The 15,740-nt window shown below is 69.6% G+C and carries 22 protein-coding genes; 1 reads left to right on the top strand and 21 read right to left on the bottom strand.

The features are described 5' to 3' along the window. Positions 1-188: 188 nt before the first annotated feature. The 21 genes from RR1_RS20595 to RR1_RS20500 all read right to left on the bottom strand — a co-directional run bounded on the left by RR1_RS20595 (position 189) and on the right by RR1_RS20500 (position 15,298). The gene (locus RR1_RS20595; RefSeq protein WP_010837425.1) at positions 189-869 is read right to left on the bottom strand and encodes a phage tail tube protein; all 681 of its coding nucleotides are present in this window, start codon (positions 867-869) and stop codon (positions 189-191) included. A 131-nt stretch (positions 870-1,000) separates the two neighbouring features. Next, positions 1,001-1,390: a hypothetical protein gene (locus tag RR1_RS20590; protein WP_010837424.1), complete on the bottom strand. Its 390-nt coding sequence runs from the start codon at positions 1,388-1,390 to the stop codon at positions 1,001-1,003. Continuing rightward, a complete protein-coding gene (locus RR1_RS20585) occupies positions 1,374-1,640 on the bottom strand; it encodes a hypothetical protein (RefSeq protein ID WP_010837423.1) in 267 nt (88 codons plus the stop codon). The genes RR1_RS20590 and RR1_RS20585 overlap by 17 nt, the downstream gene beginning before the upstream one ends. Beyond that, on the bottom strand, positions 1,640-1,987 hold the full coding sequence (locus tag RR1_RS20580) for a hypothetical protein (protein ID WP_040772501.1): 348 nt from the start codon (positions 1,985-1,987) through the stop codon (positions 1,640-1,642). Before RR1_RS20580 ends, RR1_RS20585 begins: the two co-directional genes overlap by 1 nt. Next, a complete protein-coding gene (locus RR1_RS20575; protein WP_010837421.1) occupies positions 1,984-2,364 on the bottom strand; it encodes a hypothetical protein in 381 nt (126 codons plus the stop codon). The genes RR1_RS20580 and RR1_RS20575 overlap by 4 nt, the downstream gene beginning before the upstream one ends. Before the next feature lie 16 nt (positions 2,365-2,380). Next, positions 2,381-2,752, bottom strand: coding sequence for a hypothetical protein (locus RR1_RS20570; RefSeq protein ID WP_010837420.1), 372 nt, complete (start codon positions 2,750-2,752; stop codon positions 2,381-2,383). Next, positions 2,752-3,705 (bottom strand): SU10 major capsid protein, encoded by a 954-nt coding sequence (locus RR1_RS20565; protein ID WP_010837419.1) that lies wholly within the window; start codon positions 3,703-3,705, stop codon positions 2,752-2,754. Before RR1_RS20565 ends, RR1_RS20570 begins: the two co-directional genes overlap by 1 nt. A gap of 48 nt (positions 3,706-3,753) precedes the next feature. Continuing rightward, entirely contained in the window at positions 3,754-4,497 is a 744-nt protein-coding gene (locus RR1_RS20560; protein WP_010837418.1) for a hypothetical protein, read from the bottom strand. A gap of 145 nt (positions 4,498-4,642) precedes the next feature. Further along, positions 4,643-4,957 carry a VHS/ENTH/ANTH domain-containing protein gene (locus RR1_RS20555; RefSeq protein WP_010837417.1) on the bottom strand — a complete coding sequence of 105 codons (315 nt, stop codon included), beginning with the start codon at positions 4,955-4,957 and terminating at the stop codon, positions 4,643-4,645. Positions 4,958-4,987: 30 nt separating this feature from the next. Continuing rightward, a complete protein-coding gene (locus RR1_RS20550) occupies positions 4,988-6,331 on the bottom strand; it encodes a VG15 protein (protein WP_143153973.1) in 1,344 nt (447 codons plus the stop codon). A 13-nt stretch (positions 6,332-6,344) separates the two neighbouring features. Continuing rightward, positions 6,345-7,865 (bottom strand): phage portal protein, encoded by a 1,521-nt coding sequence (locus RR1_RS20545; protein ID WP_010837415.1) that lies wholly within the window; start codon positions 7,863-7,865, stop codon positions 6,345-6,347. Between the two features lie 24 nt (positions 7,866-7,889). Continuing rightward, positions 7,890-9,647 carry a terminase large subunit domain-containing protein gene (locus RR1_RS20540; RefSeq protein ID WP_010837414.1) on the bottom strand — a complete coding sequence of 586 codons (1,758 nt, stop codon included), beginning with the start codon at positions 9,645-9,647 and terminating at the stop codon, positions 7,890-7,892. A 19-nt stretch (positions 9,648-9,666) separates the two neighbouring features. Further along, positions 9,667-10,116 (bottom strand): phage terminase small subunit, encoded by a 450-nt coding sequence (locus RR1_RS20535; RefSeq protein WP_143153972.1) that lies wholly within the window; start codon positions 10,114-10,116, stop codon positions 9,667-9,669. A gap of 9 nt (positions 10,117-10,125) precedes the next feature. Then, on the bottom strand, positions 10,126-10,398 hold the full coding sequence (locus RR1_RS20530) for a hypothetical protein (RefSeq protein ID WP_010837412.1): 273 nt from the start codon (positions 10,396-10,398) through the stop codon (positions 10,126-10,128). 454 nt (positions 10,399-10,852) lie between these two features. Further along, positions 10,853-11,224, bottom strand: a complete 372-nt coding sequence (locus RR1_RS20525; RefSeq protein ID WP_169847075.1) for an HNH endonuclease — start codon at positions 11,222-11,224, stop codon at positions 10,853-10,855. Between the two features lie 106 nt (positions 11,225-11,330). Further along, positions 11,331-11,714 (bottom strand): helix-turn-helix domain-containing protein, encoded by a 384-nt coding sequence (locus RR1_RS20520; RefSeq protein WP_010837410.1) that lies wholly within the window; start codon positions 11,712-11,714, stop codon positions 11,331-11,333. Next, positions 11,711-12,424, bottom strand: a complete 714-nt coding sequence (locus RR1_RS20515) for a hypothetical protein (protein WP_010837409.1) — start codon at positions 12,422-12,424, stop codon at positions 11,711-11,713. The genes RR1_RS20520 and RR1_RS20515 overlap by 4 nt, the downstream gene beginning before the upstream one ends. Then, positions 12,421-13,821 (bottom strand): hypothetical protein, encoded by a 1,401-nt coding sequence (locus RR1_RS20510; protein ID WP_010837408.1) that lies wholly within the window; start codon positions 13,819-13,821, stop codon positions 12,421-12,423. The genes RR1_RS20515 and RR1_RS20510 overlap by 4 nt, the downstream gene beginning before the upstream one ends. Before the next feature lie 129 nt (positions 13,822-13,950). Next, positions 13,951-14,799: a hypothetical protein gene (locus RR1_RS20505; protein WP_010837407.1), complete on the bottom strand. Its 849-nt coding sequence runs from the start codon at positions 14,797-14,799 to the stop codon at positions 13,951-13,953. Then, a complete protein-coding gene (locus RR1_RS22465; RefSeq protein WP_010837406.1) occupies positions 14,796-14,960 on the bottom strand; it encodes a hypothetical protein in 165 nt (54 codons plus the stop codon). The genes RR1_RS20505 and RR1_RS22465 overlap by 4 nt, the downstream gene beginning before the upstream one ends. Then, positions 14,957-15,298 (bottom strand): hypothetical protein, encoded by a 342-nt coding sequence (locus tag RR1_RS20500; RefSeq protein WP_197736977.1) that lies wholly within the window; start codon positions 15,296-15,298, stop codon positions 14,957-14,959. The genes RR1_RS22465 and RR1_RS20500 overlap by 4 nt, the downstream gene beginning before the upstream one ends. Before the next feature lie 105 nt (positions 15,299-15,403). Between RR1_RS20500 and RR1_RS22460 the strand changes: the two genes are divergently transcribed. Further along, the coding region (locus RR1_RS22460) for a hypothetical protein (RefSeq protein ID WP_169847074.1) at positions 15,404-15,740 on the top strand (337 nt) is incomplete at its 3' end.

Raw genomic sequence — 15,740 nt, 5'->3', positions numbered from 1 at the left:
ACGTCGGCGCCGGAAGCGGGAACAACGAAGACAGACATGGGGACCAGGGCCTTTCGGTCGAACGGGAAACGGGGATGGTTGGGCCGGGGCGTAGCCCGCCCGGCGAGGGCGGCCCCGGTCCCACGGTGACGCTCACCGGGCGGGAACAAGACGCAGCCGGCGCTCAGTGGTGTGCGCCGGCCGCGGGGTCAGACACCGTCGGGATCGGGTGCCGCGTCGGGATCGGTGTCGAGCTCCCCGCCGCCCGAACCCGCGCCGCCCGTAGGCGGCTCGGGTTCAGGATCGGCAGGGGCGTCGAGGCCCGCGGGCGTCTCCGGAGGCTCGTGCAGCTCGATGGTGAAGTGGCCGTCGGTCTCGAACACCTCGATGGTGATCTGGTACGAGATCGTGTCGGTGTGCACCTTGGTGACATCACCGACCGTGGTGATCTGGCCGCGTTCGATGACGTCGCGGTGCAGCAGGCCCTCGTCGTCGATCGTGTCGATCACGAACATCGACACAGGCAGCTGCGTCTTCGTGTGCGTGACCTTGATCGGGTAGCCGTTCGCGTCGACCTCGACGTTGTCGTCGCCGACGACGGTGCGCAGCGTCTCGGCGTTCTTCGACTCGAGCAGCGTGACCTGGTAGGTCTGCGTGTAGTCGTTCTGCAGGTTCTTGACGGTCACCCCGCCGAGTGCCTTCTTCTTCTGGGTGTCGCGCGAGGTGGACTGCACGATGCCGGAGTCACCGACGTAACCGTGGTCCTTGCACGCGGCAGGCAACGCGACGACCGAATCCTCGGGAACATCGGTACCGAGCGGGGCGCGATAGAACACGCCCTTGCCGCCGGGCCGCTGTGTCGCGGTTGCGATGAGAGACTGATCAGCCATGACTCATGGCTCCCTTCAAAGAGGTTGAAACACGGTGAGTGAGAGGGAGACCCGAGAAAGATACGTCCGGACGAGGACGCGTCGAATGGCCGCGCCGGTGCTCCGGAGCGGTAGAAGAACGAAACGGGAGGTCAGCGGATGGCGATACCGAGGGTGCCGGTGACCTGCCACCGGGACTGATCGGGCACGTCCGGGTCCGGATAGTCGTGGCAGGACACCTGCGTGAAGCCCGTGAGCCGGGTCCCGTCGACCGACTCCCACTGATTGGCGACCAGCAGGCCGACGACGTCGCACGCGAGCGACTCCGCGCTGCCCTCGGCCCAGCACTCGAACAGCAGGAACGGCCGATCGGTCTTGACGGTGTCCATGACGCCGCCGAGCCGCGAGACCCGCACGAACGTCGACGGCCGCTGCTTCGGGACCTTCGTGACGACACGGATCGGATCGAGCAGCCCGCCGAGCAGGCTCACCGCGAGCCTGACGGCCGGCACCGGCCGCCGGATCTCACCCGCGCGCAGCATCGATCGCCCTCAGCAGCCGCTGCTGCTTCACCTCGGCGCGACGAGCACGCCACGAGACCGCAGCGACCGACGTGCGCCACCGGCCCTGCGGCCGCGCTGCGCCCTGCCGCGAGCTCGTCTCGTAGCCGGCGGCCGCGCCACCGACCGCCTCGAACACGCGGCGCGCACGAGCTTCGAGGTCGGCCCGCACACCCGGTGCCCGCCGAAGCTCCTGGTAGCCGCGAATGTGGTGCACCACCTTGATCGGCATCAGCCCTCCACTCGTCGCAGGTTGACCGTCACCAGGCCCGGCTGGAACCACGGATTGTTGTTCGGGTCCTCGGGCTCGCCGACGACGTCGTAGACACGCCCCTCGAGGATCAGCCGGTCGTGCTCGCCGATCCGATCCTCCTTGCGGGCGTAGAGCTTCACCGCGATCACGATCCGCTCGTGCCCGACGAGGACCGGTTCGGTCGACTTCGCCGGCTCCCACCCGAACACGCGGATCGGCGACCACGGCGCCCACGCTTCGACGTCGTTGCCGTAGTCGTCGCGCCCCGACTCCCCGAGGTAGCGGGCCAGGCTCGCGGGGAGCACGCACGGGAACGCTGCTGTCACGGCGACCTCCGCGGGAGCGTGTCGATCGAGAACGCGGTGCCCGCACGCGCGCCCTTGCACAGCCGCTGCAGGTCGACGATCTCCGACGGCCAGAACACGCGTTTGCGTTCGGTGCGGTTGTCCACGGTCTGCTGGATCGAGCCGGCCGAGAGCTGGGTGATCGCGCCGGTGCCGGCGTCGGCCCACCGCAGGATCGCGCCGCGGATGATCGCCTTCGCCTGATCCGGATACGCGAAGTCCTCGTCGTAGATGCAGGGAGCGACCCACGGCGCCGACGCGAGCGCCATTGCGTCGACGATCATCTCGCGCGCCTTGCGCTCGTCGAGCAGGTCGTTGAACGCCGTCAGATCTGCGGGTTCGATCTTCACCGGTGCCACGGGCCGCTCCCTCCGATCACTGCTCGGCCGCGGCGATCGCCGCGAGCACGTCCGCCTTCTTGCGGGACTGACCGAGCCCGATGCCGGCCTCGTCCGCGTACGCGACGAGCGCGGCCACGGTCCACTCGTCCGACGGCGTCCCCTCGGGCACCGACGTCGCGGCCGCGGCGTCGGTGTCCGCCTGGGCCTCGTCGGCGGCGAGCGCCGGCGCGGGTTCGCGAGTCGGGGCGGGCACGTCCGGAGCATCGTGGATCTCGATGCCGTCGATCCGCGCGATCAGCTCGAGCGTGCGGGGATCGTCGATCTCGACCGGCCCACCGTCGACGAACGCCACACCGAGATCGGCGACGACGAGGTGCTTGTAGCGGGTCGAGTAGACCGCGGCCATCAGGCCAGGCCCGTCAGCTTGGCGTGCTTGAGCTCGTTGCCGTACTTGAGCCCGATCTCGCCGTACATCTGCGCCTTCTCCGACGCACCGGTCTTCGCGAGCGGCTCGACGAAGAAGTGACCCTTGCCGGGGATGTTGAGGAACCGCGGCGCGCACTCCTCGAGGGAGACGACCGCGATCTGATCGGCCGGCATGTACCGGTCGAGCATGATGTTGCAGCGACCGAAGTCGGTCTCGATCGTCTGCAGGTTCACGCCGCCGACGTTGCGGGTCTCCTCGCGGTAGTTCTTGTCCGTGATGAACGCCTTCGACAGCGCGCGCTTCTGCTTCGCGCCGGTGATGATCGTCCGCGTCTCGGACTCCTGGATGCCGCCGTTCTCCCACGCGAGCTGCATCAGGTCGAGGACGATGTCGGCCGTCAGCGCCGCCGGTTCGGCGTTGGTGACGACGTTCGTCTCGATCGCCTGCAGGATGCCGCGCGTGCGGCGCGCCGTCGAGTTGCTCGTCGGCAGGTTGTAGGTGCCGGTGATGAACGACGCCTCGACGTCGCGGGCGACCTGCTTGATCGACTGCTCGATCTGCCAGGTCAGCTCGTCGTGGACGGGCTGCGCGCCGGACTGCATCGGGTTCGAGCCCGACAGCTGCCGGGTCGCGCCCTGCTTCGTGTAGGAGACCGAGACGGCTTCCTGGTGGATCTCGAGGACGTTGTGACCGGAGCTGCGGACACGGTTCTCGGCGGTCGGAGCGTCCGCGCCTTCCGTGCGCTGCCGCTCGTCGTCGGCGTCACGCAGGTCGAAATCCGACCACGTGAAGATCGTCGAGCCGGTGGCCTCGCCGCCGGTCAGTCCGCCGATCGCGGACAGGAACGGCGTGTCCTCGGGAGACAGTCCGAACAGTTCGCCCACGTAGTTCGGCAGGCCGTAGGTCGTACCCATCCCAGTGATTCCGGGCATGACGGGTCCTTTCAGGTCGTGCCCGGACCACGACGGGCCGGGCAGGGGTTACTTGCTCTGTGATGTCTGCGCGAGCTGCTGCGACTTGAGGGACATCACCGTGCGGTGATCGCCCTTCGCGGTCGCGGCCGCGATCTGCGCTTCGAGAGTCGGCGGGTCGGACGGGGTCCGTTCCGCGCCCGGCACATTCAGGCCCAGACCCGACGGCGTCGCGCCGTATCCGGGATTGCGGGCCACCGCGCCCTTGATCGCCTCGGTCACCTTCTCGGTGAAGTCGGACGCCGCGGGGTCGAGCTGCACGAGCTCGTCCATGAACGACCGCGAGTCGGTCAGCGCCGCCGCGTTCGCTTCGAGCCCGCCCGCGAGCTTGTAGACGGCGAGCTCGCGTTCGGTCGCCGTGCGGCGGCCGCGTTCACTCGTCAGGTCCGTTGCGAGCTGCGACGGATCGGGCGGGCTCTCGCCGCCGTCGCCGTTCACGCTGGCGAGCAGCTCGTCCCACTTCTGCGCCTTGTCGAAGTTCTCCTTGCTGCGCGTCTCCCACCGCCGCGAGTTGTCGAGCGCTTCGCGGACCTTCTGCGGGTCCTCACCCTCGAACATCGACGCCCAGTCGCCGCCGGCGGGCGGGTCCGTCTGCGGCGCCGGGGGCGTCGGGGGTGCGGGGTCCGGTGCGGGCGGGTTCGGGTGCACCTCGGGATCGCGGCGCGGATGCTGCCGTGCGGCAGACATGCCGGGCCGACCGATCGCCGTCGGAACACTCCGGACGAGCCGGACCGGAATGGTGGTGTTGCGCATGATGAATCACTCCCGTGCGGGATAGGTCAGCGCCGTGCGGCGCTGAGGGAACCAGGGACCGGACACACGCGGTGTCCGGGCATGAGAAAGGGCCCCGGAGCGATGCTCACGGGGCCCTTACGGGGTGCAGTGGTGACAGGCGGGTCTACGCGGGGTCGAACTCGACCTTGTCCAGCCAGCCGAACACGCGCCGACGTTGGCGAGTCTCGACCTCGTCGTCGGCGTTCCACGGCGGCAGCGTGAAGAACTTCTCGACGAGGCCCTTCACTTCGGCCGGTATCGCGACGCCCTTGATCGCCACCTCGGAGATCGCCACCGCGATCGCCTCGGACGGATCCTCGAGCTCGATGATGTCCTGCAGCTCTTCGCGAAACCCCACGCGCGCCGTGTGCAGGGGCGCGACGAGATCGGCGATCGCCGCAGCGATTCGCTCGTCTTCGTCTGGTACGTACCCGGCCATGGCGTCAGCTTACCTCGATCGGCGTTCCAGTCACGGCCTGTAGAGGCGCTCGAGATCCAGTGGCACCGGGACACGTTCGCCGGTGGCGGGATCGTTGCGGACGACGCCGCGGCCGCCGACCGGGTAGGCGTGGACGAACACCGTGCGCCCGTTCTCCTCGTAGCTACGGACGGTGATCATCACGTCGTCGATGACCCGGCGCCGGATCGTGGAGTCGCCGCTGGCGATCACGCTGTGATGCTCCTCGATCGTGGCCTCCACGGCCGCGATGATCCGGTCGTCGTCCCAGTCCTGCGGGAACTCGGTCTTGTTCGGTCGGCCTGTCCCGAAGCGGTGACCGCCCTTCGTCGGCTTGTCAGGTTCGCCGTCGAGGATGTGGCGGCGCGCCTGCTCGTCGATGACGAAGAACGGCGCACCGGTCTCGGCCCTGCTCCGCAGCGGAGGCAGATCCTCGGGGCCCGGCACCGCGAGGCCCTGCCCGCCCGTGGGCGGCGGCGTCGGAGGCTTCCGTCCACCGGTCCCGGCCCGCGCCGCCGGCGCGCTCGCTGCGCGGCGCCGCGCACGCTCCGAGGCGTCCATGTGAGCGGCAACGGCGTTCGGGTCGATCGCGCCGTGCTCACCGGTCTTCGCGGTCTCACGCGTCGCTGCGCGGTAGTCCTGCTCCCACTGCTCGACGTACGGCGGCGGCTCGTAGGAGTGGCCGGGGCGGACCTCGACGGCCATGCACCGGCAGTTGTCGTGGAACCGCTCACCGAGCGGACGTGAACCACGAGACCGGACACCGCCGGCCATGACCCGCCCGCGCGGGCCCCTCACGTCGCCCCTCGCGCGTGCACGCCGCTCAGCGGGGGTCATTGCCTGCCCGCGTCCGACGACGCTCGTCGCGGCGGCCTCGGACGCGTAGACCGCGCCGCGCGTGGCGAGCATGCGGCAGAACCCGCACGCATTCGCCGACGCATGCCGCGCCCACGTCGATCCCCGCTCACGCGAGACGTTCTCGGTGATCGTGTCGCGGGCAGCGCCGAAGATCGCGCGCTCGGTGAACCCGGCCATCAGCGACAGCGCGGCGTCACCGCTCGAGTACAGCGCCCACGCCGTCGATGCCGAGAGCTGCTCGGCCGGTGCGAGCGCCGCCGGCGACGCCGTGAACGACAGCTCCGGCGCCGAGTCCTCGTACCAGGTCGCGGCGTGATCGGCTGCCGTCGCCATCGACGGGACGATCAGCTCCGGAACGTTGTCGATCATCACCTGCCGGAACTGCGGCGAGGACAGATCGAGGCCGCTCGCATCACGCCACAGGTCGACGATGTCGGCGACGGCGAGACGGTTCAGGTCGTCGAGGAACTCGCGGCGCTCGGTCAGCGAGACGGGCATCGGCGACACCACCTCACCTGTCCTGCAGTGCCTCCGGGACGTCGGCCGCCGGCTCACGCTGGTCGGCCAGGTCCTGCACGGTCGGGTCGGCCGCGCGTTCGGCGGCGAGCTCGCGCAGACGCTCACGCGTGGTCGACGTCGCGCGGGTGCGGCGCTGCTCGGCCATCGCGCGGGCGACCATCGTCTCGTCGAGACCGGCGAGCTCGAGGCCGACCTCGGTCTCGGCGAGCCACGGGAACGTCTCGACGTACTGTCGGCCGGCGATCGCCATCGACTGCTGCGACATCGTCGCCGGGTTGCGCCACTTCGCGCGGAGCTTGCGCCACTCGGGGCGCGGCTCGGTGCGGCGCTCGGCGAGCTGCAGCGCGGTGGTTGCGATCCGGCGCCAGCCGACGCCGAACACGCGGTTGCAGTAGTCCGCCTCGATCAGCAGGTCTTCCTTCGCGGCGTGGATCGCTTCGGCCGACGACGGATTGTCCTGCACGACACCGAGAGAGCCGACCGGGATGCTCGTCTCGCCGGAGAACATCGTCGCGTAGGTGCGCAGCTGGTCGGAGTGCGGCTGCGGCGACGATGACGCGAACGTGCCGACCTGCGGGACGTTTCCCTGGTCGTCTCGGCCGATCGCCCAGATGCGGCCCATGATGGCCTGCCACTGCGATTTCAGCTCACCGGTCGCGGGGTCGACGAACGCCGACTCGTCCGCACCCATCGCCCACCGCTGCGGCGAGGAGAAGAACTCCGCATGGACCTCCATGCGCACCGCAGTCCGCAGCGCCGAGTCGGTGATCGACATCACCGGCCGCGAGATCCGCGACGTCCCGAACGGGCGCTTGAGATGTGGACCGTGCACGAGGACCTCGACCGGGACGCGGCCGAGCCGGTGCCGGCGCCGCTCGATCCGCCAGCCGAGCGTGTACCGCTCGATGTGGATCACCCGATCGGGGGTGTACATCAGCAGCAGCGACGGGCGGCCCGCATCGTCGACGTCGACGATCGCGAGGAACGCCTTGAGCTGCCGGCGGCGCGTGTCCCACAGGCCGGTGCCGTCGAGCGCCGAGCGCGGCGAGATGACGACGTCGGGCTCGCCGGATTGCGTGTCGCCCTCGACCACGGTCACGAACGCACAGGAGTGCGTGTACGCCGAGGTGTGAACCTGCGGCACTTCGATCTCCATGTTGTTCGCGTCCCAGATCTCATCGATCCCGATGTCCTCGGACGTCGTGCCCGGGATGACGAACCCGTCCATCTTGTTGCGCCGCGCGAGGCCGTCGACGGCCTTGGCCGGCCACCCGAGGACGGTGCCGATGTTGACCAGGTCCGGCGGGATCGCGATCCCGAGGTCCTTGAACGCGTTCTTCGCGTCGAAGTACTGCTGCCGAATCCGGTTGCGCGGCAGCTTCGCGAAGTACTGACGCAGCAGCTCGTCGAACAGGTTCTGCTCGTCGTGATCGAAACCCGCGACGTCGGTGGGCATATCGATCACTGCTGCCGTCGTGCCGGCCTGACCGCGAATCGGGATCGACGCGTGCATGACACCGCCTTTCCTGGTTCCGGGTCAGGGCAGCACCAGCACCTTGCTCGACGAGCTGCTGGCGGAGATCCCCGCGTTGAGTGCGATCCGCCGGCCCATCCGCGCGCCGACCATCGTGACCGCGTAGTCCACGCGTTTACGCGAGGACCGGTTGACCTTGCCGAGCGTCACGCCCCACTTGTTCGGGCGCCGGCGCGCGTTGTAGACGTGCCGCAGCAGCGTCGGGTCGCCGTCGTGGGTGAACACCGGCTCGTCCGGGCGCGTCATCGTCTCGACGTCACCGTCGATGTCGAGGGCGGTCTGCATCGCCGTCTGCGTGAACAACCGGTTGCGGTTCACCGCGCCCTGCTGCGACAGCCTCATATCGAACAGCACCGAATGCCCTTGAGCCCCTGGGGTTGCCCACAGGCGCAGTTCGCGGCGGTAGTCGCGGTGGATGCCGTCGATCGTCGGCATCCAGTACAGCGTCTCGGTGTCGTCGTCCTCGGCCGGCGACGGATCGATCCCGAACCACACCACCCGGTACCGCTCGAGTGCCTCACGCGCGGCGGCGCCGACCTCCTCGCGCGGTGCGAGCCAGCCCTCCGGCGCCCCGCGCGGCGGCTGCCAGCAGCCGAGCGACATGACATGCCCGTCCGAGAGCCTGCAGGCCGACAGGGCCGTCGCGTCACCGGATTTCGAGCAATCCAGGAACATCGCGATCTTCTCGCCGTCCTCGACGGTGAGGTTGCGGATCATCGACGCGAAGTTGCCCGGATCGATCCACGCGTCCTCCGCGGTCGCCAATCCGTTCATGTAGAAGCGGATGGTGTCCGACGGCGCGGTGCGTTCGTCCTGCGCCTCGTCGCGCAGCCGCTCGAGGTCCGCCCACGGCGCATCGGAGTACGCCGCGCGCAGCCCGGCCATCGCCTGCTCGTCGTCGAAGATGTTCAGCCCCGGCGGCGCCTCACGCGAGTCGTACAGGATGTCTCGCTTGCGGCCCTCGGTCGAGATCTGCGACTGCCACGCCAGGTATGACAGCTCGGCGACGGACTCCATGCCCTGGTGGTGTGCGTTGGTGAACTCGAGCAGCCGCGCACCGATCTCCTTCGGCGACTTGCCGATGTTGCGGCGTGCCACGGCAGCGATCGCGTGCCCGCCGTTCGAGGCGAGCATGTGGTGCGACTCGTTGAGGAACAGCGCCGTCGGCGGGTCACCCTCGGTCGATTTCAGCGACGCCTTGAGCAGCTCGATCTTCGAGCCGGACCCGGTCATCATCCGCGTGATGCCGGTGTCGAGCGCGTATGCGGCCTTCATCCGCTTCGAGACCATCGCCGTCGAGACGGCGAGGACCTTCTTCGCCTGGTCCTGGCTGTTGGCGCCGATCTGCACGAGCGAGATGCGATGCCGGCGCGCGATCACCCGATCGCCGTCGATGTCGTACAGATGCACGGGCCCGCACAGCTCGCACATCGAGAGCGAGGCCGCGAACGGGTCCTTGCCGGTGCCCTTCGCGCCGCGCTTGACGCCCGAGCGGTACAGCCACCGCCCCGACACGGGGTCGAACGCGTACCACATGTGCAGGAACCGCTTCTGCCCCACGGTGAACCGCCACGGCGCACCGGTGAGCGGGTGCAGCAGCCACTTCTCGGCCCACCGGATCAGACCCGGGCCGAGCGAGAGCGGCAGCAGCTCGAGCCGCTCAGGGTGCCCCCAGGGCAGCGTCGGGTCGCCAGGCCACGGCAGCGTCAGCCACGCGCCATGATCGGCCTCGTCCGGGCCGACGTAGTAGCCCGGCGGCATGTCCTCCGCACCGACGAACTCATCCGTAGTCCTGCTGGAAGCGTCCAATGTCGATGACCTCCGCGCCCTCGTCCTCGGCGGGACCGTCCGCAGCGCGCACCAGCTCGACACGCGCACGACGACGCGCGGTCTCGGTGGTCATCAGGTCGGCCATCATCTTCCAGATCTGGTCCATGCTCGCGGCGCGTAGCGGCTTTCCCTCGTCCTCGGCGGCCTTGATGACCTTCGAGGCGTAGAACGCCGTCAGACGCGCCGCCTGCCAGTCGGACGCCTCGTAGAATTTCGATTGGCCGGACTGCTTGAGCGAGCGGAACCACGCCTTGATCACCGGATGCCACGACCGATCCTCGGCCGGCGGCTTCACCCGAGCGCCGGCCGCAACCTTCTTCGTCGCGACACCGGCCTCGTCCGTCTTGTTCCGCCGTGTCACCGCGTCCGAGCGCTTCGGGGCCGGACCTCGCGAACCCACCGTCCGCTCCTACGCGATGCGGCAGCGCGCGTCGGCGAGCCACGAGTCGGACGGGATGCGGATGCGCCGGCGGCGAGCGGCGACCTCGTCGCCACGAACGACGAAATCGCCGCGGTCGTCGAGGACGACGACGTCGCCCTTGAGATAGCGCTCGCTGATCTGCTCGACGGACTCGTCGAGCACGAACCCGCGGCGCTTCCCGTTGTAGCGGGGCACCACGAACCGGGCGACCTCGTCGTACTCCGGCGTGCCGCGCACGATCTCGGGATACCTGCGTGCCATCGGGGCCTCCTCGCGGGTGAGTTGGTTCCGTCCGCAGCGCGCGCGTCGACGTCCGCCGGGCACCCCGCAGAGAGTCGGTCAGGGTGCCGGCATGCGCGGGCTTCGATTCCGTTCTCCGTGCTCGGATCGGGCGCGGCGGTGACGTTGACGGACGGAAGAGTGGTTCGCGCCGCTTCCCCACGGCGCGAAGTCTGTCGAGTTGTGCACGATCCGGCACGCGCGCAGTCGACCGCGCGAGCACGGCCGGAACGCGTTCACGAATACTGCTGCGGTGCAATGCCTCTCGCGAGAGGGCGTCTCAGTTGCTCTGTGACGGCCCGTCCTGGCGGGCACCGAAAAACCCTCGACGCGGCCGAAAACGCGCGAGCGAGCGACTGCGGGAGCGACCCCGAAAACACGTCCTGACCTGCGAGAAAAACCCTAAAACCCGTACACAACGGCGTGCCCTATGCCCTCAGTGGCCGCCTGTGGCGGGGGGAGGGGGTGGTGCCCCCGCCGGCCCTCCGGCCGGGCGCGCCCGGCGCGACGGGTGGACCGGGCGCGGCCGGCGCGGGCTGCGTGCGGCACGCCCGCGGGCTGCTTCGGCCTCGGTCTTCGCGCGGTGGCACCGCCGGCAGAGCGTCTGCCCGTTCGCGAGGTCGAACTCGGCGCCGCCCTCGGCGATCGGGATCACGTGGTCGGCTTCGACGTCGGCCGGCTTCGCGGTGGCCGAGCCCTGGAAGCCGCAGCGCCGGCACCGCCATCGGTCGCGGGCCTTGACCTGCCTCGCCCATCGGCGGTGCTCGGTCGTGCCGGTTCGGCTCGGTCCACCCGATCGGAACGCCATCGTCGGCACCTCCATCGGTACGGCGACGGTGGGCTCGATCGGCCCTGGAACCACGAAGGCCGACGTGCTGTGAAGTCACGTCGGCCAGTGGCAGAACTTTAACGCGTCAGACTCGGGACTGTCCAACCGGCGGTGATTGTGCACGTCGACGGCGTGTCGCGGCGAGGTGATCGAGGACGTCGCCGACGCGGTAGCGGGTGCGGCCGTCGGTCCCGGTGCGCCGCTCGATGTAGCCGCGGTGCGCCCACTGGTAGACCGTCGCCGCGGTCACCCCGACCAGGTCGGCGGCCTCGCCCGCCGTCACGAGGTCGTCCTCGTCGACGGTCATCGTCTGCGGCACCGTCCAGGACTGCCCGAAGTCGGCGGCCTCGGCGTCGAGGGCCCGGCACGCCGCGGGGTCGCGCTCGGCCAGAGCAGCGCGGTAGGCGAGCGCCAGGCGCCGCGCGATGTCGAGCTGGCTGTCGCCGGGGAACGGCCACGGACGGGTCATCGGGTCGCCGCCTTCCCCGCGGCCGCCGCGCCGATCACGGTCAGTTGCCGGTAGCCGTCGAGCGTCCACTCACCGCGGCATGCGGTGCAGTCGACACGGTCGGTGCCGATGTCGCGGCCGAGGCAGCGCCGCTCGCAGCGCGGGCACGGCAGCGGCATCCGCTCCCGCTGCACCGTCAGACCCGCCGCCGTGCGGCCGCGGCGGTGCAGGTCGACGAGCGCGAGCGAGAGCATCGGTCCGTCGACCTCGAACCCGGTGCGCCGGCCGTCGCGGCCGAACGTCACCACCCACGAGGCCGGCAGTGTCACGAGCTCGTCGAGATGCTCTTCGAGGACCTCGATCCGGGCGGGCAGAGTCCGCGCCGACGCCGGGTCCTCGTCGAGTGCGTCGAGCACGAGCTCGGCGCACTCACGTACCCGACGTTCGATCTCCTCGGTCATCGCTTCGGCGTGCACGTTGATCGGGATCGGCGGGGCCGGTGACGGCGTGCGGATCTCGGCGCTGATCCGGGAGGTCTCGCGGATCATCCGCAGCAGACCGAGGTGCACGTGCCACAGGCCGGCGACCGCGGCCGCGACGTCGGAGTGATCGAGCGCGCAGAGCGTCGAGCCGGGGCCGGCCTCGGCGGGCAGCCATCCGTCGATCGTGGTGTGCGGGCCATAGCGGGCGAGTCGGCACGACCCGCCTGCCGCACACAGTCGCCGCGTCATGCCGCGCGCCCGGCGATGCGGGGTGCGGCCCGGTCCATCCAGTCGAGGATCTCGGGCGGCGTCCGGTCGATGTCGACGAGCGCGGCGAGCGAGATGACCACGGCGATGAGGTCGCGGCGGTCGAGGTCGCGGGTGAGCTGCGCGATGTCGGCGACGGATCCTTCGCCGTGCACGACAGCGGTGATCTGCAGCGCCCGCTGATCGAGCCGGTCGAGATCAGGGTTGGTGAGCTCATCCATCAGTGATTCCCCTGCTGTGGGTTCTGGGTTCTGGGTTCGGGATCGGCGACGACGACGTCCACGGGAACGCCTCGAGGACGGGGAGGACTGAGACGCGGACCCTCGGTTGGGGACGGGGTTGGGTTCGGAACCCGACCCGACCCGACCCGACCCGTCCCGACCAGTCGAGACGGATTCCGTACCCTCGCGTTCTGCTGGTTCCGCTGGAATTCCGCTGGAGTTCCGCTGGTCGCTCGTTTCGGCTGGTCGACCGGTGTTTCGTGCGTGCTCCGGCTGGTTGCCGGGTCGCGGGTGCGCGGGTGCGTGCACCGACTGGCTGTCGGTTCGCGGTGCAGGTGAGGCAGGTCGAGCCGCCGGGGCGGTGTCCAGGTCCTCGGTGTCGTTCCCCGACGGGCTGTCGGGTCGATCGTCTGCGGGCGCGGTGGGTCGGTCGGTCATTCCGGGAGCGAGATCACCGGGCAGGAGCCTGCGGCGGGGCTTCGGCGGGACGGGGAGCCCGTTGCGTTTGCGCCAGTCGCAGCCTTCGAGCCACTCGATCGTGTGCAGCGAGTAGTACGGGGCTTCGGGGACACCCTGCAGCGTCTCGATGCCGCGGGGACGGGAGCCGTCCTTGCGGGACGAGTTGCAGGACACGCACGCAACGACGTACGTGTCGACGGTCGCGGCCTGGCCTGCAATGAGGTGGTCGTAGGTGCCGGAGCGCGCGGATTTGCGCGCTTTCCAGTCCACGATCCGACCGCACCAGCGGCATGCGTCACCGTCGCGATACCGCACGGGGACGACCAACGCATAGTTGGAGTTGTCCTTGCGGCGCTGCTGTTCCCACTCGATCTCCTCGCGCAGCCGGATATGCACGAACTCGTGGTCGTCGTCGACCAGCTTGTACGCGCGGCGGGCGTCGTCGAGCGTGACTTCGGTGAGGAAGCCAGCGAAGAGTGAGACGGCGAGGAGGGCGTCCACACGAGACTGACCAGCGATCAGAACCGCTGTACCACGGGTAATCACATAGTCGGTCTTGTGTGCGCCGGCCTGCGAGGCGCATCGGCTGATGAAGCCCATCACCTCGTTGACGAGTCGCTCGTCGCAGTCTTCGTGCTCGAGGACGTTGAGCACGATCGGGTGGTTCGCTGCGGTGTCTCCCCACCGAATCCACGTCACTGCACACCACCAGCCAGAGCCGTGCTCGGGTGCAGTGTCGTCGTCATCGTCGGGTGTCCTTCTCGTGTCGCGTCGTCGAATGAAGAAAGGCCCGGGACAGTGGTGGGCCACGCCCGGAAACACCCGGGGTCACCGGACGCGCCTACTCGATCGCCGCGTACGGCCGCGGCGCGTGCGCGTCGGGTCGTTCGCCCACATCGGCGGTTCGGTGCTCGGCTGCGGGACCGCCGGCAGCTCCGGCGGATCCTGCGGGCGTGCGGCGGCGGCGAGGGAGGCTGCGAACCGGGACAGGGCCGACGTGGCTCTCCGCGCGGCGCCTCGGAAACCTGTGGCGTCTCGGAGACGTGCGAGGTGCGCCGCATACGAGCTGTAGCTCGGGTCCTCGGTGACGAATTCGACCTCTCCGCCCCGCTCGACGACGTCGACAACGACCGCCTCGCGAAGGCGACCACCGATCTCGATGACGATCCGGTCGCCGGCCACCAGGCGTCCCATCGGGACGAAGGTGCCGCGGCGATTGGGATTCAAGGGCAGGGCTTCGCCGACTCGGGCGGTGTGCAGCTCCGCCGCCCCCTCGATCATGTCGTCGCCGCCGAGTACATAGCGGGCGGGCGGAGTGCCCGTGCCGATCGACAACCACTCCTGATAGATGCCAACGACTCCGCGGAGGTAGGCGTCGAGGTCGACGACGGGCCACCGATGCGGCTCACGCTGCGTGGGGGCTGGCATTGGGCCGATGAAGTCCGATCCGGGGCAGAGGACGGCACTGTCATCCTCGGCGTGCCGATATTCGGCGTCCATCACGCCGGACCGCCGCATCTCCTCCATCCGCGCGGTGATCGCGAGACCGTGCCAATCGCGCCCGCAGTGCCCGCATTTCGGGTACTGCTGGTCGCCGAAGTCGAAGCCGGTGCGTGGTTCGCCGGCATCGAGCTGTTCATCGATGAGCGCGCCGATCTGGTCCACGATGTCCGTCATCGCCCCTCCTCCCAGAGGCCCTTCTCGCGCCTCAGCTCGATGACCGATTCCCAGGTTTCGACTGCGTCGCGCCAGACCGCACGATCCTCGTCGGTGGTTGCTGCCGCGAGAGCGTCCTGCGCCACTCGTAGGCGGGCCTCGAGCTGCTCCTGAGTCTTCATGCCGGCACCGCGTCGTACGTCGCGGCGAAGATGTCGGGCTTGCACGGATAGAACTCTCCGGCGACGCCTCGGATCACCCAGTCGCCGAGATCGACCCAGTGCAGACCTTCGAGAGTCGAGATGATCATGCGGCCGTCGCGAGGGTCGAGGCTGACACCGCTGGCCGGGCACGCCTTGCGCCCTTCGATGACGGCGAGCGGCTCGAACGACCCGGCGGTGTTGCTCTCGACCCACAGGTAGACCGCGTGTGATGCAGGCGGATCGGCGTCCTCGGGCATCTGCATCGCTTCGATGACGACGGGGCGCTTCCGGAACTCGCGGGGCTCGGTCATGGTCATGGTGTGTCCTCCTGGTGGCAGTGGGTGCCGCACACGGGCGGCGGGACGAGGGTGCGTTCGCAGACCCAGCAGTAGCGGGGTTCGGGCGGCGGCGGGTCGAAGAGCATGGGCTCGGGCGTCAAGCGCGGCGCGGCTCGCTGCGCGTTGGAGCTGCACGAGCCTGCTGTTGGCATCGCTGCATGGGGTGCAACGGCATTCGTAGGTTTTGTAGCCGTGGATGGTGCCGTGGTCGGCCTGGGGGTGGACCATCTTCCCGTCGATCTCGACGCGTTCGGCGCGGCGGAGCTGACGGCGAGTGAAGCTCGCCTGCGCCCGGCTGTCGGGTGGTGTGCCGCCGACGAGCTCGGCGGCGCGGCGCCGCTGCGAGGGGACGGCGAAGTCGAGTCCCGCTCGCACGGCCCACTTTTCGCCGCGTTCGATGGCGTCGGTGAGGCATTCGCGG

Origin of the sequence: Rhodococcus rhodnii NBRC 100604 (assembly GCF_001894925.1) — a bacterium.
GTDB classification, from domain to species: domain Bacteria; phylum Actinomycetota; class Actinomycetes; order Mycobacteriales; family Mycobacteriaceae; genus Rhodococcus_F; species Rhodococcus_F rhodnii.
The sequence above is the reverse complement of the archived record's forward strand: the minus strand, read 5'-3'. Positions and strand labels throughout refer to the sequence as shown.